This is a genomic window from Acidocella sp. MX-AZ02 (assembly GCF_000306035.1).
Classification (GTDB): Bacteria; Pseudomonadota; Alphaproteobacteria; order Acetobacterales; family Acetobacteraceae; genus Acidocella; species Acidocella facilis.
The window spans coordinates 51,422-71,053 of the sequence record NZ_JH976211.1 but is presented as its reverse complement, the minus strand read 5'-3'; the positions used below and the strand labels follow the sequence as shown (position 1 = coordinate 71,053).

The window sequence follows — 19,632 nt, the reverse complement described above, 5'->3', positions numbered from 1 at the left end:
AGGATCGCCATGGAAGGCCGCGATCGGCGCGGGCTTCCGGCAAACAGGAGCATCCTATGACCCGCGATTATGACGATACCGGCTATGAGCCACCGCACGCATCATCACCCACCGCGCATATTCTCAACGAACTCCAGCTCTATGGCTACCATCCCGGCCAGGACGAGCCCGACCCGCGGCCCTTGCCCGAAGCACATCTTATTGCCGGCGCGGTTGCGGATATTTTCGATGCCTTCGTCGCCACCTTGAGTGACACCCGCCTGGAGCCTGACCTGGAGGAATTGCTCTGGGCCACGGTCAATTTGTTCCACCGCGCCGCCGGGCGGATCGAGCGGCAGCTCGACGATAACGAGCAGGCGCAGAAACGCAGCCAGAAGGAGCAGGATGGCTCAGAAATCCGCTCGGTCGAACTGGAACGGCTGACGGCGGAAGGGCAGACATTGCTGGAGCGCCGGGACTGCCTGGAATTCTTCCGTGACCAGGCCGCCGAGCAGTTTGAACGCCATACACGCACTGCCTGGCGCCCACGCTCAGGCTCGATGGTCAACCACCGGGCGCTGACCGCGTCCCTCATCGATAGCCGGGATTTTATCGCCGCCAAGCGCCAGGCGCAGATGGCACCGCTGCTGCCCTGCGGCCCGAAAATCGCCTTCACCGGCGGGATGGAATGCAATGACCACATCCTGATCTGGGACAAACTCGACAAAGTGCATGCCAAGCACCCGGACATGGTGCTGCTGCATGGCGGCAGCCCAAAGGGGGCCGAGCGGATCGCCGCCGCCTGGGCCGATGCGCGCAAGGTCACGCAGATTGCCTATCGCCCCGACTGGACAAGGCACGCCAAGGCTGCACCGTTCCGGCGTAATGACGCCATGCTGGATGCCTCACCAATCGGCGTGATGGTGTTTCCCGGCACCGGCATCCAGGAGAACCTCGCCGACAAGGCCAAGAAGCTTGGCATTCCGGTGTGGTGCTTCGGAAGTGGGGGCGCATAGCTCCAAAATCCCAGTTCCACGCATGCCGTATCCCACCCATAGAACAAAACCGTTCAGCAACGTCGGCTTTGTTCACCAGACCAGTCCCCGCCAACGCCCCTCCCGGCATCACCGGGCGGGATTCATCGCGGCTTGTGTCCCGCTTGCTTACTGGATCAGATATGAAAATTGTTTGCCTCGCGTGACATTGTCGTGGGTTGGCAGGGTCAGGCGCGCATCTCGACTCATCGCTTGGTCGGAATGATCGCTCCACGGCAAAACGCATGACCATGTGCCGACCAATCCGCTTGTCCATTGATGCGAGGGCAGGGGTGGCGTCGAAGCAACTGTTTATAAACGGCATGATAGCGCAGCTACGTCTGCAGGGTCGGTCTCGTTCGTCCACCATGGATGATGCTGATTTTTTGAAGCCCCAAGTGTCGCCAAATCTCCTAAATGCCTGCCCCAAGCCGCGCCACGCGGCCTCTCCGTGGCTGATCTGACCGAAGGACGATCGCCTTCCTGCAATGGCGGCCTCTAACTTTTTTCCCCGGCAGCGAAGCTGCCTCCTCGCGGACGCTGCGCTCCAAAAAAGCCAGACCCCGCCATCCTACGCTAACGCTACGGCCGAACACGGTGCAGGCCGATCGTGCCCCCGGTCAATTGATCGCCATCGAGGCTGCGATGGTCGCGGGCTCGAAACAGCAAAGGAGATTTGACATGGCTACCATCGGAACCTTCAAAAAAGCCGGCAATGAAATCCACGGCGAGATAGTTACCTTGAGCGTGCAGACGAAGAATGTGCGCATCGTGCCTGAAGCCAACCGCAGCAACGACAACGCGCCCAGCCATCGCATATTCTGTGGACGGGCTGAGTTGGGTGCTGGCTGGTCCAAACGTTCCGCCGAGGGGCGCGATTATATCTCGGTCAAGCTGGATGACCCCAGCTTCAGCGCGCCGATTTACGCCAATCTCTTCGACGATGAAGGCGGCGACGGCTACACCCTCATTTGGTCTCGTAGCCGCAAGCAAAACGGGGAGTAAGAATTGCAACAAACCCCGCCCGGCGATTCCGGGCGGGGAAGTATTTTGAAAGTTGACGAGAGCTTCTGTGAAACGTCAGTATCAGCTAAAAAATTACGATAGAGAGCACGCAGATTTTTGAAAAAAGCTGCACCAAAAACTTCTTAATTGGTCAAAACAAGCCGACCGTTGTGGGGCTTTTCTATCGATTTAATTTGCGAATACTGAGGTCCAGTATATACTGAAAACATTCCAGCCATTCGTGATGACCCCGTAAAGCCAGATATGCTACCAATATCTGCCATTAAATACCTTTGATTTGCCATTTCGTTAACGAATCGTCTTTCGACCTGCACCCGAACAATCAAAATCAGCGTTGCGCCCCCAGTCATACTTGGTTGGCCGCATGCTCTGTTCGTATACGCAATATTAGCGCAGACCACCCCCGGCAAGAATCCGTTCCCCCGTAAGCCAGCGTGCGTCGTCCGATGCGATAAACGCTACAACGTCGGCGATGTCCTGCGGCTGACCAAGACGCCCAAGCGGCGTCTGCGCAATAATGCCAGCCTCAAATTCCGACGCGATCATCCCTGCCGAGTGGGTGCCTTCTGTTTCGGTAAGGCTCGGGCTCACCGTGTTGACGCGGATCTTCCTGGGCCCGAGTTCTCTGGCCAGCACGCCGGTGATGGCGTCAACCGCACCTTTCGAAGCGGTGTAGACCGCCGTCTGCGGCGGCGTGATGACGGTAACGCCAGAACCGATATTGATGATGCTGGCCCCTTCGCCCAGGTGCGGTGCCGCTGCTTGTGTGACCAAAAGCAAGCCCAACACGTTGATGTCGAACATCTTGTGGAATTGTGTTTCGGTGACCGTTTCCAGAGCGCCGAATTCATAGACGCCAGAATTATTGACCAGAATATCCAGTCGGCCAAAATTGGAAATGGCAGCGTCGACGATGGCCTTCGTGTCGGCCGCCTTTGACACATCGCCTTGAACCGCGACGGCCTTTCCACCGGTGCCGGTGATAGCCTCGACCACCTGTTCGGCGCCAGCCTTGCTGGATGAATAATTGACCACGATAGCAGCGCCTTGCGCGGCGAGCGTTTTGGCGATGGCTGCGCCGATGCCTTTGGAGGCGCCGGTAACGATGGCGACTTTGCCGGTGAGTTTGGACATGGTGAAATAGCTCCTTTGAAGACGCCCGTCAGGCGTCGCGTTGCTCGACCGCGTCAATGCGGTCGGGGTAGAAAGCGAGGTGGTCTTTGATCTCGGCCACGGCGCCGTAGGGTGCCTCGTAGGTCCAGATCGCATCGACTGACCGCTCGCCTCCAGCAGGGATGCTGAAATAGGCGGCTTCGCCTTTGTACGGGCAGTAGGTCGTCGTGTCGGAGCGGACCAAAGCCGCCAAATCGACATCCTTTCGAGGGATGTAGTGGACAGGCGGATAGTTCGCCTCACGCAGGGTGAGCGCGTCGCTGGTATCGGCAATCACGCGCCCGCCCACAGTAACAATCACGCGGCTTTTGTTTGCCGCAATGGTGATCGGGTGGTCAACGTTGGGGATCTTGATGGTGCGTTCAGTCATGATGGTCTCCTGTTGAATGGCGGGCTGTTAAAGCTTCGAGCCGCCGTCTACGCGCAGCGTGTCGCCCGACACCCAGCGCGCGGCGTCAGAGACAAGGAAGGCGATCGCGCCGGCGATGTCGTCTGGCTGTGCCACACGCTTCAACGCTTGCATGCTCAGAGTGAAGTCGTGGCCGGCGGCAGTTTTGGCGAAACTCGACATGTCAGTCTCGACCACCCCAGGTGCGACGGCATTCACCCGCACGCCCTTGGCTCCAAGGATCAGGGCAAAATGCTTGACCAGGGTGTCGACTGCGCCCTTGGTCGCGGCATAGGCCGACAGGTTTCCGACCGCGGCATGTGCTGCAAGCGACGACGTGAACACCACGCTTGAGCCTTCCTTGAGGATCGGCAGCAATTGTTGCACCAGGAAGTACGGGGCGCGGACGTTAACGGCGAATTGCGTGTCAAAATCCTCAATCGTTGTCTCTTCGATTGTGGCAGCCTTCGAGATGCCTGCGTTGGCGACGAGAATATCCAGCCGGTCGCCGACGATCTCTCGTACTTTCGCTGCGAGCCTATGCGGCCCATCTGGAGAGGACAGGTCGACGCCAACGGCTTCGGCGCGGCCGCCCGCAGCTTTAATCTGGTCGACGACCGACCGTGCTTCGGCAGCGTTGCGACCGTAGTGGACAAGAACTTGTGCGCCAGCTTTGGCAACTGCCAGGGCGGTGGCGCGCCCGATGCCGCGCGAGGCGCCGGTGACAAGCGCGGTCTTTCCGTTGCAGGGTGTCATTTTGATTTTCCTTTAAAAGACGGGAGGGGTATTGATCGAAAACACCGGGGGCGGCCGATCGGTTGGATGATTTCGGGTTGCATCACGCGTCCAGGAACAAAGCGGTGTGAGCCAGGAACAGCTCCGGATATTGGTAGAAAGACGCGTGGCTGGAATCCGGATAGATGATGAGATGCGCGTTCGGCAGGTGCTGCTGCAACGTGAAGCCGTTGACCGTCGGGATGATCAGGTCGTTGCTGCCTTCGACCACGAGCACCGGATGATGGATGTCCGCTAGATAATCCCATACGCCATCGGTTTTCTCGTTGGATTTAACGATCGCGGCGTACTGCGCGGCGGCAGACGCTTCGCTGACTTCCGGGCCGCGATCCTGACGGCGGAATTTACGCTCAAGATACTTCATTCCGGCGGCGCGACCCGCCGCGTTGTGCAAGAAATGTGCGGCGATCCAAAGATGCTCCGGTGGATCGTAGGTAGCTGAAAAAATATCCGCAGATTTGCTGGCGGCCGTATCAGCGCCACGCGGGCCGGTACCCACCAGGAGGAGTTTGCGCACCAGGCTTGGCGCTTGCACCGCGATTTCCTGGGCGACTTTGCCGCCGATCGAATAACCCAGCATGTCGGTTTTACTGATTCCGAGTGCCTTGATGAAGGTGACGGCGTTCGCGGCCATGCCGGAGACGGTTGCCGGCGTCTCGCCCGAGCTGGCGCCGATGCCGGCATTGTCAAACAAGATGACCTCGCGCTGCTGCGCCAACCCGTCGGTAATGGTCGGATCCCAGTGGTCCATTGTGCCGCGAAAATGCACATTCATGACGATCGGCACGCCGCCTGTTTTGCCGAAGCGGCGATAGGCGAAGCGGATGCCGTCGGCCTCGATAAATTGGGTCGGGACCGTGTCGTGTGTATAGGTGGTCATGGCGAAACTCCTTTGTTTGGATTGACGATCAGTTAGCCGTGCGGCCGCCGTTAACGTTGATGATCTGGCCGGTAACGAAGGACGCCTTGTCCGACGCCAGGAACAGGATCGCGTCGGCGAGTTCTTCGGGCTTGCCAGCCCGGCGAAGTGGAATCGACGCGAGCAGTCCCGCCTTGCGATCCTGCGAGCCGGTAAAGCGGTCGAGCATCCCGGTCTCTACCGGCCCAGGCGCCACTGCGTTGACGCGGACACCGAAAGTGGCAGCTTCCAGCGCGCCGGATTTGGTCAGCCCTTCAACCGCATGCTTGCTGGCGACGTAAAGCGACGCGTTCGCAGCGCCACGGCTACCCATGGTCGAGGAAATGTTGACAACGCTGCCAAATCCTTGTGACTGCATGACGCGAAACTCGTGCTTCATGCACAAAAGCACACCCAACACATTGGTCTCGAAGGTTGCGGCATAGGCCGCCAGGGTCTGGTCTAGAATGGGGCCAGGATTTCCTTCTGTCCCGGCGTTGTTGACCGCGACATCGATCCGGCCGAAGCGGGTGACCGCCCCATCGATTAACCCTCGGACTTCGCTCTCATCGCGAACATCCGCTTTGATGAAGATTGCCTCTGCGCCGAGCGCGTGAAGCTCGGCTTCCAATGCCTCGCCAGTCTGAAAATTGCGGCCGGAAACAACGACTTTGTGCCCTGCGTTTACCGCAGCCAACGCGGTGGCGCGGCCGATACCCGCGAGTGCGCCCGTGATCAAAATGACCTGGTCTCTCATGTCTAAACTCTCCAAAACCCGATAGATTCAAAATTTTTTATTCGCGGAGCGGGGTTTTCGTTCGTGCCCAAATCCGTTGATAACCCGTCTCGATGGGTGTCTAATTAGGTTGTGGTTGCGCCTGTGAGAAAGACTTTGTAAGGTCACGTCCCATATCCAGGAGGTATGGGTCAGATATGGAGCTCAGGCATCTTCGCTACTTTATTGCTGTGGCTGAGGAGAGGAGCGTTACTGTCGCGGCTGAGAAGCGGCTGCATACAGCGCAGCCCTCTCTCAGCCGCCAGCTTCGTGATTTGGAAATCGAGATCGGCGCGCAGCTATTCACACGCGGCGCCCGCGGGGTGGAGCTGACCGATGCCGGGCGCGCCTTTCTGCCCCACGCGCGTATCGCTGTCAGTGAGGCTGCCGAAGCAGTCCGAGCCGCTCGTCGCGCAGCTCGTCCGGCGAAAGCGGTCTTTTCCGTCGGCTTCCTAACTGGACAGGAGGTCGATTGGCTTCCCCACGTCACGCGCATTCTCAGAATCGAACTGCCGAAGATCGAGTTCAAGGTAACGAGCATGTACTCGCCCGATCTGGCTGAAGCGCTGCAGAACGGCGAGATCGATCTCGGCTTTCTGCGCGTCGAGCCAAAGCCGAATGTGACCTACGACGTAATCGCGAAAGAGCCGATCGTTGTCATTCTTCCAAGCGACCATATTCTGTCTGCAGAAAAAGAAATTGATCCAAAATCACTTGAGGGCGAAATCCTCGTCGGATTCTCGGATATCGCGAGCGTGTTACGGCAGGTGGTTGAAGGCTATTTTTTGGCAAAGGGGATCGCGCTCACACCAAGCCACCGTGCCGAGACTTTTTCGACGGTCCTGTCGCTCGTCGCATCGCTGCGCGGCGTTGCACTCATGCCCACTTATGTTGAGGCACTGCTCCCGTGGTCTGTAGTGAGCCGGCCTCTTAAGGGCGAGCTGCTTACTATAGATTTGGCCATAGGCTATCGGTCAGACAATTCTTCACCCGTACTAAAGACATTTCTTGCGAATCTCGACCAGCTCATTGTCGCCGGGCCGGCAGGAACGCGTCGGACGTTGTAACTAGCGGTCTGTTTTGAATTATAAGTCCCAGGGGAATTATTCGCACCAGGCCACCCGCGTCGGAAGTCCGATGTGTTTACATCCAATCAAATCTATAATTTCCCTTCAGTGCTTCGTCGGCGCTTGCAAATTTTGGTTCGTTTCCAATGAAAGCGCTAACGGCCACAGAGTGGTCTTTGAAACCAACACTTCCTTGGAAAATCCTTTACTAACGCGTTACTCGTGCAACACGCCCAACCAGCATAGAGTCCGCAGGACATGAATGAAGAAAGTAGAGGCCAGCCGGTAGAAAATCTGACTCGTTCAACACCTTGTTCACGATAAATTAATCCTCGGCTGTGTAGCCCGGCCAAGCAATGCTTCTGCAGCCCAATGTACGAAATATCGTTTGAGAGCTTTGGATGGCGTCAAGCCAATAGGACCATTGGCTTCGATGTAGTCGAAGGTGAGCATGGCAGCCTTCAAAATGGGCGCGTTACTCAATGCAGGTTCATTATCGGCAATAGGCTGAAAGCGGATCATGGCGAAGATTGAGCGATTACCGCTGGAATACCAAGTGTCGGGCGAACTATGTTTGTGATCGCGGCGGTGCGACGACCGTTATTGCGCTGTGGCTGAAGGCACGGCTGGCGATATCGGATCGGTCCAGACCGGCATAAAGCAATAATGCCGCCCATCTGCATCTTGCTGGATGGATTTTCGGCAGGCGGCCATGGCGGTGGCGCCGTCATTATCCTGCATAAGCTGGCCCCAGGCGAGGGCCTCGGCCGGGCTGGCTTTCATGGCGGCGGGGATCAGGTGAGCTGCCACCTCCGCCTGGAAGCGGCCGTCATTCAGCCCGGCGGCGTAGGTGAACAGGCTGGGCACCAGGATGGACAGGGACAGCGCCAGACCCAGGGCCACGATACTGCGGATACGCAGGGTGGTGATCTTCATGCGCATGGTGCGTTCCGCCGCATTGGCCAGCTGCGGGCCGAGCTTGTTGACGATGTCCATGCCGGACGCGTGCACCTGGGCGATGGCTTCATTGGCGATGGCGCCGGTCTGGGTTTTCAGCGTGTTGGCGATGTCGATCTGTGTGGCCTCGCTGGCCTGGTAGAGGTCGCTCAATGCGCCGACGCATAGCGCCAGGGCTTGGAGTTGCTCTGCCAGAGGGTCGCCTTTCAAAGCGGCGGCAGCGGCAGCACGGCGCAGGATCATCTGGGCTTCGGAAATCTGCTCATGCAGCGCCTCACGGCGGGCTTTGGGGTTTATGGGATCCATGATTTTACCCCCGCGAAGCGGCGATCCATGGCAGTCAGCCAGACGCGCACCCGGGCGGCGTCGAACAGGCCGAGCGGCGGATTGATAGTGCCGTCGCGCGCGGCGGCGAAACTGCATTGGCGGCTTTCCACGGCCTCGGCGGCGTGCAAGCGGGGCATCCAGAGCCTCACACAGTCTGCCATTAGACGGACATAGGTGTCGGATGCGGTCAGTCGGGCAAAGGCCCGCTCACGGGTGGCACCTGGCTCGATGCTGTATTCGTTGAACACCAAGGCTTGCGCCACTGGTGTGAACCCGCGTGCAGCCAGGGTGAGGGCAGGGAGCAAATCCTCGGGCTGCGGGCCGGTTAGATGGAACATCACCGGCGCCATGCCGGCGGCCTCGATATGCGCGGCCAAGCCTGGCATCTCGGCGGCAAGCGAGCGCAGGGTGGTGTCACCGCCGCCGAGATCGACGAGGGCGGATTGGCGCTCATTGATGCAATACTCGATCAACTCTTGCAGCCAAGCGGTGACCCCGGCGGGATTATCGGTCTCTGGCCGCGCGACATCGGCGAAATAGGCGGAGAAGGTGGCGTTACTCGGGTCCACATCAGCGAGAATTGGCGTGCCGCCCTTGCGGATGGAGGTTTCGGTCAGCCAGCGGAGCAGGGTGGTTTTGCCAGTTTTGCCCCGCCCGGCGGCGAAGATGATTTTGGTTTGGCCCGTGAGGTCGAGGCCGTGCTCGATTTCCGGTTCGGGTTGCTGGGGTGGCGCCAAGTTGACGATGTCCGCGCGCAGGCCAGTGAATTTCGCCGGACCGGGGCGGTAGGGCGTGGCGCCGGGGGACTTGGGCGGCAGAAGGGGTGTTTGTGGGTTGTCTTCGGGCATCAGCTGGGCTCCTGCTGTTCAGTTGGACCAATTGGCGGGCGCGGCGTGGGCGGAATTGATGAAGGGGCGGCCCCGCTCGTGGTGGGCAGCCCTTGCGGGACGCGGAAGGAGGCAGGTTTGAAGCGGGGAGTATCGGCAGTGGTGAGCGGGAATGACGTGGCGGATATAGGTGGTGCCGGCACCATTGGCGTTGCCGGCGTTGGTGCCACTAGGGCGGCCGCGCCGGGCGGCGGGGCTGTTGCCGTCGGGGCCTGAGCCAGATCCGGCGGCGTGCGTCGCCGGTAGCCTTTGAGTGGCATCAATGCGCGCGACAGCTCACTGCGCAGTCGCTTGTCGGTCCAGGGTTTGCCGGTACGATAGGTGATGCCAACCTTGGTCAGGGCCGCGCCGACCGCGGCCCATGACCATTCGCCATGCACGAGCGAGCGCAGCAGCTCATGGTGCTGGCGTAGCCACGGGCGCATAATGTCGCCTTGCCGCCAGAGCGGGCGGAAGATTTCAGCCAGGGCGTCGATGTCGGCATCAGTGGGTCTGCGCTTGAGTGACATGACCAGCGCCTTTCAAAAATAGCGGTGGGGAGTTTCACGATTTTTGACCCCGCGCGCAATCTTCCGAATCGGAAGTAGAGAAGCTGGATTGCACAATCGCTGGCGCAATCAACAGCTCTTTGGCTGGCTCAATCGCTATCGCAATGGCTATCTGATTAGCCTGCTTAATGGCTGGCGCAAAAGCTATCTCTAATCTCGTCCGTTTGGTGTGGTATCGGGTTATGCGGCTACAACAGACCAAGGAATGCTAGCGCATGCGGGTGCAGTAGTATGACATAGATCAGGCAACGCGATTTCACAACCAAAGTGCATTTTACTTCAGGCCGTGCGATTTGATTTTATTTACGATTGGGGAACATTCTGAGGGGGGCGAGACATATTTTTCGATAAATTCCTTTTGAGTTGCTTCTTGTCCGGGCCTGGGTGAATTAACTGGGACGTAATTTCGTCGGCTTGCACACGATTAAGCTGAAAGTACCTTGAAATGAGACTGCTTACAGCTTGGACGACAGCAGCGTGTGTTAAAAGGTTGGCCTGCGAAAGGTTAGCTTGAAACTGATCCAACTGATCGAGCATCTGGTTCAAATCAGTTAACTCAAACATATGACGGGATGTCCCAGGGCACCATTTTCGAACCTCCAAAAAAGCCTTAACCTATCTGTATTTTAATTATAAACCTCAGGTTGTCTATAATGCCTTCGCTTAAATTACTTAAGATTGTGCAGCGCCATGGGCCGTGCGATCGCCGCTGGCAGTCCAACCCTCCGATTGTTTTCTTTAATCATTTGAACTTAAACAGTTTTTTAAAGCAACGCCTAACCAAGATGTAGCTATCACATTTTGTTCATTACAAACGCAGCCGCCGGCTATTAGCAAGATTAAAAAAGTTTCTAAAAAGTAATTTGGTTAGACTGTTAGGTGCGTTATGGACTGCGATTTAATTTTCACTCTCAAGACTGAACACATAGTTTTTGCTGATTTGGCCCAGTTTGTGGAGAGGCTCCGCAGACGTCCTGCAAAAGTAGTTACTTGCCGAGGCATGGGTACGTTGTGTCCTTTCTAGACTAGCTAGTGTTTAGTCGAACTGTTAGAAATTGCGTTCAGCCTTCCAGGATGTTCAAGACGCTATGGTTAATATTTATCGCCACGAATCCTCAGCAAAGCGGTTTGTCCGAGTGATGATCAATCTACTTGGTATAAGCGCGGGGGGAGGGACATATCGGTTACATATATACCAGAGATTCGCTCACGGTCCTTGGACGAGCCAGGACGCAGCAATTGGTCAACACGCATGTATGTGGTTTGGTTGGATCACAGTTGACGTTATTAATGGGTTTGTGACCTTGACGGAGGAGGGGTATCTGGAGGCTACCGATACCTCGTTCACTCTTGACTGTCTCCCAGGCAACGATTCGTATTTTGAAGAACAATTCCGCGACGCCCACCCAGTGGATCTCGTCAGTCATCAAGAACACGAACGCAGGCGCCTGATCGCAGCTGAATGGGGATGGCTTAAGTATGAATCGTATGACCCGAAATTTCCGACTCTGGCCAAGGTCGTCGGCCTATTTATTTCGGGCCAAATTGATCAGAGCGAATGTGAACGTTATGTTCTCGCGCATCAGTTGCTGCAATGGGACTTTGGAACAATTAACGATGACTAGCTCATAGACTCGTGACGCCGGCGCGTTTAGATCACAACTTTTCCACGCAAACGCAGCGCTGCTGTCCGTTTCTCGGCTTCAAATGAGGCTTTTTCTCGTAGCTGGTGTTTCATCTTATTCTCTGTGCCGAAATCCAGTGCAGCCATGTGTTACTCGGTAAAATTAGAGAATTTAAGCCATGCTGGTCTTCGTGCCTGAATCTAAGTTCGTTGGCCACGGGTACGTCAATACGATATGCATTAGGTGGGCGCGACCGATAATATTCCTTGCCCTTTTAGGATCTTTCTTTGATTTTTGCTGGTACCGTTTTTGATCCAGCGTCCCAGAGAAAGTTTCCGCCTTGGGCTACATTGATGGTCGTTGAGGCCATACGGTTGAATCCTGATTGGTCGTGGCCAGTCGCCGATTTGTTAGTGGATCGGATTCGTATGGTTTACATCTCGTAACATTACTCTTTTGTAGGCCCCGGAAGGGGTCTATGGATTCAAACGTATTTTGGTAAGGTCTTCGCCTCTGCCTAGCATGCTCCATTGTCTACAGCAGAACTTTATATGCACTAAAAGGATCTGTTTTAAGTTGAAGCGGAGATTTATCAGCTCTACGACGAATTTGACTTCGTTGGAAATATAAATGCATCAAATCCAAAAGCACCTTGTCAATCTCTCCCTGCAGTAGCCCGCCAGATAATATACGAGCTGAGATTGCGGACTGACGAAACTTGCAGACGACCTTGAGATTGGAAATGGTTACCACCTCACGTAAGAGAGTTATTTAAAACCCTTACGTCATGCTCATAATGGTATGTTAACATTTTGAAGATATCCCAGGGCTTAACCTGACGTCGATGCAATATTTGCCGGGGGTTCGCTATTGATCAGCCCTCTTGTCACGTTTGAATTTCGGACAGTGATGTCAATATCGACTGAGAACATGCTGAACGCGGTGCTAGTTTACTCCTTTTAGATGGGCTTGCACTAAAGTTGCTAGCTACCTCCTCAATGAAATACTTAATGCTGCTTCGTAAAGTACCGCCGAAATGTTGTCTAAGCGCGCCGTAGCGCCACTCCATTATAACAAGGTGGGTACCCGGAAGTTGATGATCAGATCAGAGCACCTTTAGGGGCGTCATTTGACGAATCTTGTCCATAACATTAAAGCTTCGGACTCCATATTCATGACGCCTCGATCCACGTTCCATTGTGAATGTTATCATATCATAACTTAATAAGACCGCGTTTCTTGAGATACATTACTTACTCTGCTAGAGTTGCTAGCGGAGTGATCGTACGCAAAAGTTGTGATGTATCACTCGTTAGAAATTGCGTATCTAGTTGTGGTACACAGGGAACATCGCACTATGCAAACGGAAACGTTTATTACGCCAAGATCGCCTGGCGATCTCGATAAGCTAATAGGTAGCAAGATTCGATTGAGGCGAGCATTTCATCGGATAAGCCTAGAAAGTTTGGCAAAAAACCTTAACATTACGTATCAACAGTTACAAAAATATGAAAACGGTAAAAATCGAATAAGCGCCTCCCGACTCTTTGAAGTAGCTCAGCTACTCAAGGTAGAGGTTTCTTTTTTTTTCGTCGAGACTGATGAAAGTTGAATTCAGACCGGGTTAATGGCGCTTATCCCTGGCGATTAAACGGGTCGCTGAAAAAATTGAAAATGGCAATTTTTATGGGTAATATACAAGCTCAATTGCCCAATTACTGAAGGCGTCGTTACCCGATACCTGTCTAATAAAAAATGCACCATTAAAAAAGAGATTAGGAAATCGGGTATGGTTCTAGTCTCGCTGCACAGACATCGTCATTTTGACATCGCTGCCTCGATCACGTTAGCTTCAACATTCAGGCGGAGGCATTGCTGGTGACAGGGGGCACCTGCAGCGGCATGCTAGTTTTTGGGTTGTAGTATGCTGGCATAACGGCCGCTGTTAGCTGTGTCCAAGCCACACTTGGCGCATGGAACTGAAAATATTTGCTTGTTGATTGACATTGGTAAGGCTTTGAAATACTACATGCGTACCATCACTAAGTACGACGTTTAACGAGCCGCCGATGACCGCCTCGTTTGTGACCGAGAGGTTTGAGGCCACGATCAAATGTCCTGTGAAGTCACCAATCACGTCGGTGCCACCTCCGCCAGTTATAGAAAACAAATCGTTGCCAAGCCCTGCGCCGGTCAACGTCTCATTTCCCATTGCTGACACCAAGGTATTGGATCCATGTGATCCGCCGATCAATAAGTCATTAGTTCCTCCCGCTCTGAAAAGATCACCGCTACCGCTACCGCCGTTGAGGTAGTTATTTCCAATCTTACCACCAGAAACGATATTATTCCCGCTGGCGCCGCCGAATACTGTGACCTCGGTATTACTGTTTGCTGCCAACACAGTGCTGGAGCTACCTGATCCGCCAATGAATAACAAATGTTCATTGTTGTTATTATTCACTCCACCAATCTTCGGGCCATGTGAGTCCGTAACGTTCACAAAAGCATTAATATTTGCATCAATCGTTGCTGTACCATCGGAGATATTTTGGACATTTACGCTGTCGTTGGAGCCATTTATAACGATTTGGTTCCCGCCATAAACTTGATCGTTCGCAACAACGCTGTCATTGTTGCCGTCGAGCATAACACTATTTCCGCCGGCTAATGTTATGGCTGCGGCTGAGTTTGTTTGCAACAGTGTGTCGAGACCGCCAAGATTAAACTGCCCGCCCTGGACGGTAAACTCATTCTGTGGCGATATGGGAGTCTGTTGAGTTGCATGGGTCCAGGGGTTGGCGTCAGAAACGGTCGCATTACCTATCAGTGTTATGATGTTGCCCTGGCCTTGAAGAGTAAGCTTGGCGTTACTGCCGGCAATAGTGTTATCATCCGACGTCACAAATAGCGTAGCACCGTTATCAGCATTGATGCTGTTGGCACTGGTCAATACGGAAAGCGTGTCGGAGCCATTTACGATGGCAGCAGCTCCTGCCTGATGACTTGCTCCACCAAGTACAAAGAGGTTTCCAGCCCCTGCAAGGCTGATATTGCTAATGTCCTGAGGAGAAATAAAACCCGAGTTGTTGCTTCCAATGACATTCAACACGTTGCCAGCACCGCTAGATCTTTCGTTTGAGCTAAAGAAGTCATTGGAGCCTAAATTTATGACGTTTCCTCCATTTGTCTCTGAAAAGAGTATGTTGTTTACTAAAATATTATTGGCTGCAGCAACTGTATTGTCGCTACTACCGATGGTTACAGCGTCACCCTTTCCAAGGTTAATTGTGGCGCCGTTCGAGGCGACATTGATGCTTAAATTAGAGTTTTGACCGATGTTCTCGGCTATAATTTTTCCGCTACCGGAGATGACGGTATCTTGTGCGTTCATAGTGGATTCGACAAGTAGGGAACCAGGACCTGCGTGGATTAGGTCGCTGCCTCCCGATACCACGGTGGCAAATCCAGATCCTAGGGATATCTCATTTTCGGTATTAGCCTGGGTCTGGATGTAGTCATTGCCCGATAGCGCGTTGATGGTGGAGTTGCCGGTTCCAAGGCGCAGCGTCATGCTACCGCCATTTGTCGCGGCCGACGTCAGCAAGGTTGTGCCCGACCCACCCTGGTAGGAGAGATTGCCCTGCCCCCCGGTTACCGTGGCCGCTCCGGCGCCGCCGGTGATGGTTGTGTCAGCCTGGCCGGTCTGTACCCACATTGAGCCCGAGCCGCCGGTGATCGTATCCAGGCCGTTGGAAATCACCGTATCGTTGCCGCTGCCGGCCGACAGGCTGTTTTCGGTATTAGCCTGGGTCTGGATGTAGTCATTGCCCGATAGCGCGTTGATGGTGGAGTTGCCGGTTCCAAGGCGCAGCGTCATGCTACCGCCATTTGTCGCGGCCGACGTCAGCAAGGTTGTGCCCGACCCACCCTGGTAGGAGAGATTGCCCTGCCCCCCGGTTACCGTGGCCGCTCCGGCGCCGCCGGTGATGGTTGTGTCAGCCTGGCCGGTCTGTACCCACATCGAGCCCGAGCCGCCGGTGATCGTATCCAGGCCATTGGAAAATACATGGCTGTTCCCGTACCCTTCAACAATCGTATTGCTTGTGCCGTTCTGAGTTCTAATGATCGAATCACCAGATAAAGCGAAAACTGTGGAGTTCCCTGCTCCGAGATTTGCTGATAAATTGCCGCCGCCTTCTGGAGCAGTCGTCAAAAAAGTAGACCCAGCCCCACCTTGGAACACCAAATTCCCTTGTCCACCCACTACTGAGATTGCTCCGTCCCCGCCTGTAATCGACGCAGCGGACTGTCCCGATTCGATGAGAGAGTGGCTCGAAGAACCGGCTGCAGTACCGTTAACTATTAGTGCACCGGCACCACCGGCAATTGTGATATCTCCGGAGGAGCCGAGATTTACCACCGCCGTACCTTGACCAGTTGAGACATATTCCGGCCCGATTCCGGAATTTACGGTATTATTTCCCGCACTGGCAAACACAGCACTTACCGTAGTGCCCATATTGATAACGCTATCGGTGGTGGCAATTATAACCTCGCCGGTCAGATTTGTTCCTGTGGTCAAAGATGCAAAGAGTCCCGCAGCAAGTGTCTCTGGTAGCGAGGCGTTTGTTCCGGCATCACTGTTCCACAATATCGGAACATAATGCGTCATGGAATGTCCGCCTGTATCGCTCACGCTGATCTCTAGTGCGTCGTCAGTACCCACAAAGCTTGCGACATATTGTAATGACGCTAGGTCCTGATTGACCTCTCCTAGAGATCCCTGAATGATCAGCGCGTCGTGTTGATTCACAATTGTGTGAAACTCAGTTCCAAAATTTGCACCGGAAGAAATGGTCCCAAATATTGAAGAGAGCGTAACTGAGACATCACTGTTGCTACTCAAATCAAGAATCTCAGGTGCTAGAGAACCTGTTAGTTCAATCGTTTGAGTAGTTATTTGAATGTAAGGAACGGTTGATATAAAGATTGGGGGCTCGACGCTTGCTCCAGCAATAGAGTTCGAACCAGTAACAAAATTGCCGGCGGTCGTGCTCGTACCTGTGAACCCCCAAGTCGAAATCGATCCGGCAGTCACCGAAGAAGCGGCGAAAACGGAATTGTCGACTGTGGTAGGATTGATATTATTATTGGTAATGGCCGATGAGGTGGTCGTTCCAGAGTTATCCAGGACCACGTTTCCTGAAACGACACCATTTGCGGTGGTAATCGATGTTTGAACTGCTCCGGCCGCTGCATCAGAGTTTACCACGTTCTGCGATCCACCGGCATAAACATTATCTGTTAGCGTCATGTTTTTGACGTTTACAGAGTAATAGCCGCCCATGTTATTTCCCAAAGCGTTATCTATATTCCCCTGCTCTGTAATATTTGATTCGCTTGTCGAGCCATAAGGGTACAATGGATCGGCTGCAATACCCCAAGTAGGCGAGCCTATCCCGGATATGCTGTTCCCAATTAGTCCATCGTTTGTGGTCGTTCCATTATTGTTCAAGCCCGGGCTCGATGGATACGCATTAGCACTCGCGTTTAACTGTATGGCTCCGGTCGAACCAGATGACCAAGTACTAGAATACTCCCACAAAAGGTTATTTTCGGCAACGAAATTGGAGGCTCCGCTCCACGCGTCTATTGGTACAACGGAGCCGATTATAATGTTATTCGCGACAACGATATTACTATCGTCTACTAGCGACATGCCTGAATACCCGGAAATCAGAACATTGTCGGAGATCGAAACATTCGACGAGTCGTTTAACCAGATACCGCGACCGACTGAACCATAGCCTAAACCCATTGTGCTTTGCCCCGATATCGATCCTCCTTCGACCAGCGTCATGCCTCGGACAGTAATATTTGTATCAACGATTGGCGTTGAGTTATCTGCTTGAGCGTATTCAGTATTCAATACTGGAAGTTCGGCTTGCAGAGACGTTGAGGGGTTTGTACCGATGTCGTTTGTCGTGGTAGCCACATTTGACAAAGCTCCCCCGTCGACACCTCCATCAACCACCGTAGTACTTCCGTCAATATTGTTGATGGTCCATGTGTACCCGTTAACTTGCTGATCGAAATTGCCAATTAACTCATTGCCGTTGAAATTAGCTAAAGCGCCTAGAGTGGCCCCGTTTCCAAGAACACTTGTATTGTTTCCGAGGAGGATTGGACTGCTTGCCCCATAGTCGCCCGGATTGAAGATTACCGTGATGGAGGTTCCGGTAGGAATGGCTCTAAGTTCACTATTCAAAAGTGTCGAAATATCTGTGTTCGCCGCGTTGGTAAATTGACCTGGCACGCCTATATCGATGGTGACACTGCCAATATGAGCGTCGGGCGCAACACTCAGCGCACCACCATCTAGTTCAATAGAGTTTAGCGTAGAACCTGCCGCAACATCGAGTGTTCCACCACTGGTGACGGTAATATTTTGAAGAGCCGCTAAAGAACCTTCGATTACCGCAACATGCCCGCTTGCAATCGAGATATCCGCAGAATTACTAGTCTCCGTGAAATTACCGGTCAATTTATTTATGTCAATTAAGGCGTTCTGCAGATTTGTAGCGCTTCCGCCGACGACGTTGCCTCCGGTCAAGTTAATCAAGAACCCGCCATTTTCTACTACTGGGTCGAAAACTGTGCCGCCAGTGTTCACAATTTCAATTCCACCGGCATTGATATGAGGATCAAAGGACGTTGCCCCCTGGTGAACAATCTCTATACCGCCGAGCCCGATGGTGCTGTGTTGCGCAGTCCCACCAGATGCCAAATACTGGCTTCCACCCTGCTGAATTATTGTGTTAGTTGCCGTTCCGGCAGAAAGTACGATTTGCATTCCGCCAGACTGAATGTGAGTATCATAGTTGGTACTGTTGGCATCAATTATCCCCATACCATTGCTTGCGATAGTTAGATTGTTTGCAGTTCCTCCATCTGTGATTACTGTTCCAAGGTTCTGAATAATATCAGCGTTAAGCGAAGCTCCGGAATAGGCAATGGCTGTTCCGTGATTAAGCACCGTCAGAGCGTTGATTGTCCCGCCGACAAGCGCGTAGTCGGTGGCGGTTCCTGAAAGCGTCCCTCCGTTCAAAACGGCGCCATAATTTGTAATTATGGGGGCGCCACCTGCGGGGAAAATACCCTTCGCGACTCCTTGAGCAATGATTGTCCCAGAACCAGAAATTCCATCGATCACAGACCCTGGAAGAGCTAGAAGCGTGCCATGGGATGCGACTGTTGCCCCATGCAACGTTCCATCGGCTTCTACAACTGCTTCTCCACCGCTTTGAATTTGGAGATTATTGGAGACACCTCCTGCGTATATGATAGAGGTTCCGGACGTTGAGATCGTTGTATTTGACGAGCTGCCACCAGCATAGACGTCCAATATTCCAGCAGGCCCGACAAATGAGTCGTCCACTGCGCCACCGGAGATTACCATCTGGCTGCCCTCTGAAAAACCCAGTAAATTGACCGTGGTCCCTTGTCCCAGCCCGCCAGTTATCGTTGCACCGGTCGATATTCCACCGGATTCTACGAGCTCCGCGCCCCCAGCCGTAATTGTAGATTGTGTAGCTATTCCACCACTACCAACAGAGATTACGCCATTATAGTCGACAAGAGAGTCAGAGATCGTCCCGCCGGGCAGCACAATCAAACCCCCTCCTGACCGGACTACAGTGTCAATCGCGCTCCCGCCCGAGGATACATTGACAATCGGATCACTGGCTCCCTCCCCGTCTTCTTGTAGTGATGTGGACACTAGCTCCCCGCCGGCGACTACGTTCAGTGTGCCTCCCCAAGCAACGGTTGCGGAAGTTACGGTTCCAGAAATAGTCGTAACACTGCTAAATGTTGGCGCCACCTGCGGTCTCCAAGTTTCGGAGGTGGCATTTTGCGACCTGTTGAACTCACGCTAAGTTGATAGTGTAAATGCTTATTGGTTAAGGTTCGGTACACGAATCGCGGATTAGATTACTAAGCTTTTTACTTTTTACCGCCGGAATGAAGTAGTTCACAGCACGCATAATGAAATGCGGATCAGCAGATTTATTGCGGAATAATTAAGATGTTCGGCCGTTGGCCCCTGGTACGCGGTGCAGCTGTGCCTTATGAGCTTCACTTGCTCTAGC

Annotated in this window: 15 protein-coding genes; 5 read left to right on the top strand and 10 right to left on the bottom strand. The window is 53.9% G+C overall.

What is annotated here, in order from left to right; all coding sequences use genetic code 11:
* Positions 1–56: 56 nt before the first annotated feature.
* Both MXAZACID_RS16635 and MXAZACID_RS16630 read left to right on the top strand, forming a co-directional pair.
* Positions 57–995 (top strand): DUF2493 domain-containing protein, encoded by a 939-nt coding sequence (locus MXAZACID_RS16635; RefSeq protein ID WP_008495697.1) that lies wholly within the window; start codon positions 57–59, stop codon positions 993–995.
* Positions 996–1,694: 699 nt separating this feature from the next.
* A complete protein-coding gene (locus tag MXAZACID_RS16630) occupies positions 1,695–2,018 on the top strand; it encodes a DUF736 domain-containing protein (RefSeq protein WP_008495696.1) in 324 nt (107 codons plus the stop codon).
* Positions 2,019–2,426: 408 nt separating this feature from the next.
* On the opposite strand, the gene MXAZACID_RS16625 is transcribed toward MXAZACID_RS16630, so the two are convergent.
* The 5 genes from MXAZACID_RS16625 to MXAZACID_RS16605 form a co-directional block, all read right to left on the bottom strand.
* Positions 2,427–3,173 carry a glucose 1-dehydrogenase gene (locus tag MXAZACID_RS16625; RefSeq protein ID WP_008495694.1) on the bottom strand — a complete coding sequence of 249 codons (747 nt, stop codon included), beginning with the start codon at positions 3,171–3,173 and terminating at the stop codon, positions 2,427–2,429.
* Positions 3,174–3,201: 28 nt separating this feature from the next.
* A complete protein-coding gene (locus MXAZACID_RS16620) occupies positions 3,202–3,582 on the bottom strand; it encodes a DUF427 domain-containing protein (protein WP_008495693.1) in 381 nt (126 codons plus the stop codon).
* A 27-nt stretch (positions 3,583–3,609) separates the two neighbouring features.
* Complete coding sequence (locus tag MXAZACID_RS16615) at positions 3,610–4,356, bottom strand: SDR family NAD(P)-dependent oxidoreductase (protein WP_008495692.1); 747 nt, start codon at positions 4,354–4,356, stop codon at positions 3,610–3,612.
* A gap of 82 nt (positions 4,357–4,438) precedes the next feature.
* The gene (locus MXAZACID_RS16610) at positions 4,439–5,275 is read right to left on the bottom strand and encodes an alpha/beta fold hydrolase (RefSeq protein ID WP_008495691.1); all 837 of its coding nucleotides are present in this window, start codon (positions 5,273–5,275) and stop codon (positions 4,439–4,441) included.
* A gap of 28 nt (positions 5,276–5,303) precedes the next feature.
* Positions 5,304–6,050 carry an SDR family NAD(P)-dependent oxidoreductase gene (locus tag MXAZACID_RS16605; protein ID WP_008495690.1) on the bottom strand — a complete coding sequence of 249 codons (747 nt, stop codon included), beginning with the start codon at positions 6,048–6,050 and terminating at the stop codon, positions 5,304–5,306.
* Between the two features lie 176 nt (positions 6,051–6,226).
* On the opposite strand from MXAZACID_RS16605, the gene MXAZACID_RS16600 reads away from it, so the two are divergent.
* The gene (locus MXAZACID_RS16600; RefSeq protein WP_008495689.1) at positions 6,227–7,135 is read left to right on the top strand and encodes a LysR substrate-binding domain-containing protein; all 909 of its coding nucleotides are present in this window, start codon (positions 6,227–6,229) and stop codon (positions 7,133–7,135) included.
* Between the two features lie 315 nt (positions 7,136–7,450).
* On the opposite strand, the gene MXAZACID_RS20260 is transcribed toward MXAZACID_RS16600, so the two are convergent.
* The 4 genes from MXAZACID_RS20260 to MXAZACID_RS18945 all read right to left on the bottom strand — a co-directional run bounded on the left by MXAZACID_RS20260 (position 7,451) and on the right by MXAZACID_RS18945 (position 9,815).
* Positions 7,451–7,657, bottom strand: coding sequence for a hypothetical protein (locus MXAZACID_RS20260; protein ID WP_240376716.1), 207 nt, complete (start codon positions 7,655–7,657; stop codon positions 7,451–7,453).
* A 78-nt stretch (positions 7,658–7,735) separates the two neighbouring features.
* Positions 7,736–8,398, bottom strand: a complete 663-nt coding sequence (locus MXAZACID_RS16595) for a hypothetical protein (protein ID WP_008495688.1) — start codon at positions 8,396–8,398, stop codon at positions 7,736–7,738.
* Positions 8,386–9,267, bottom strand: a complete 882-nt coding sequence (locus MXAZACID_RS16590; protein WP_008495686.1) for a hypothetical protein — start codon at positions 9,265–9,267, stop codon at positions 8,386–8,388. Before MXAZACID_RS16590 ends, MXAZACID_RS16595 begins: the two co-directional genes overlap by 13 nt.
* Complete coding sequence (locus MXAZACID_RS18945) at positions 9,267–9,815, bottom strand: hypothetical protein (RefSeq protein ID WP_144052865.1); 549 nt, start codon at positions 9,813–9,815, stop codon at positions 9,267–9,269. Before MXAZACID_RS18945 ends, MXAZACID_RS16590 begins: the two co-directional genes overlap by 1 nt.
* Before the next feature lie 1,343 nt (positions 9,816–11,158).
* Here MXAZACID_RS18945 and MXAZACID_RS19880 point away from each other — a divergent pair.
* Together MXAZACID_RS19880 and MXAZACID_RS20535 are read left to right on the top strand one after the other, a co-directional pair.
* A complete protein-coding gene (locus MXAZACID_RS19880; RefSeq protein ID WP_205619855.1) occupies positions 11,159–11,479 on the top strand; it encodes a hypothetical protein in 321 nt (106 codons plus the stop codon).
* A 1,300-nt stretch (positions 11,480–12,779) separates the two neighbouring features.
* On the top strand, positions 12,780–13,091 hold the full coding sequence (locus MXAZACID_RS20535) for a helix-turn-helix transcriptional regulator (protein WP_144052863.1): 312 nt from the start codon (positions 12,780–12,782) through the stop codon (positions 13,089–13,091).
* 333 nt (positions 13,092–13,424) lie between these two features.
* Here MXAZACID_RS20535 and MXAZACID_RS18495 read toward each other — a convergent pair whose 3' ends face one another.
* A complete protein-coding gene (locus MXAZACID_RS18495; protein WP_256378790.1) occupies positions 13,425–19,262 on the bottom strand; it encodes a hypothetical protein in 5,838 nt (1,945 codons plus the stop codon).
* Between the last annotated feature and the right edge of the window lie 370 nt (positions 19,263–19,632).

Excerpts from the sequence above, each read along its gene's own strand:
- MXAZACID_RS16635 (WP_008495697.1), top strand. The coding sequence starts at position 57 with ATGACCCGCGATTATGACGATACCGGCTATGAGCCACCGCACGCATCA.
- MXAZACID_RS16630 (WP_008495696.1), top strand. The coding sequence starts at position 1,695 with ATGGCTACCATCGGAACCTTCAAAAAAGCCGGCAATGAAATCCACGGC.
- MXAZACID_RS16625 (WP_008495694.1), bottom strand. The coding sequence starts at position 3,173 with ATGTCCAAACTCACCGGCAAAGTCGCCATCGTTACCGGCGCCTCCAAA.
- MXAZACID_RS16620 (WP_008495693.1), bottom strand. The coding sequence starts at position 3,582 with ATGACTGAACGCACCATCAAGATCCCCAACGTTGACCACCCGATCACC.
- MXAZACID_RS16615 (WP_008495692.1), bottom strand. The coding sequence starts at position 4,356 with ATGACACCCTGCAACGGAAAGACCGCGCTTGTCACCGGCGCCTCGCGC.
- MXAZACID_RS16610 (WP_008495691.1), bottom strand. The coding sequence starts at position 5,275 with ATGACCACCTATACACACGACACGGTCCCGACCCAATTTATCGAGGCC.
- MXAZACID_RS16605 (WP_008495690.1), bottom strand. The coding sequence starts at position 6,050 with ATGAGAGACCAGGTCATTTTGATCACGGGCGCACTCGCGGGTATCGGC.
- MXAZACID_RS16600 (WP_008495689.1), top strand. The coding sequence starts at position 6,227 with ATGGAGCTCAGGCATCTTCGCTACTTTATTGCTGTGGCTGAGGAGAGG.
- MXAZACID_RS20260 (WP_240376716.1), bottom strand. The coding sequence starts at position 7,657 with ATGATCCGCTTTCAGCCTATTGCCGATAATGAACCTGCATTGAGTAAC.
- MXAZACID_RS16595 (WP_008495688.1), bottom strand. The coding sequence starts at position 8,398 with ATGGATCCCATAAACCCCAAAGCCCGCCGTGAGGCGCTGCATGAGCAG.
- MXAZACID_RS16590 (WP_008495686.1), bottom strand. The coding sequence starts at position 9,267 with ATGCCCGAAGACAACCCACAAACACCCCTTCTGCCGCCCAAGTCCCCC.
- MXAZACID_RS18945 (WP_144052865.1), bottom strand. The coding sequence starts at position 9,815 with ATGTCACTCAAGCGCAGACCCACTGATGCCGACATCGACGCCCTGGCT.
- MXAZACID_RS20535 (WP_144052863.1), top strand. The coding sequence starts at position 12,780 with ATGTATCACTCGTTAGAAATTGCGTATCTAGTTGTGGTACACAGGGAA.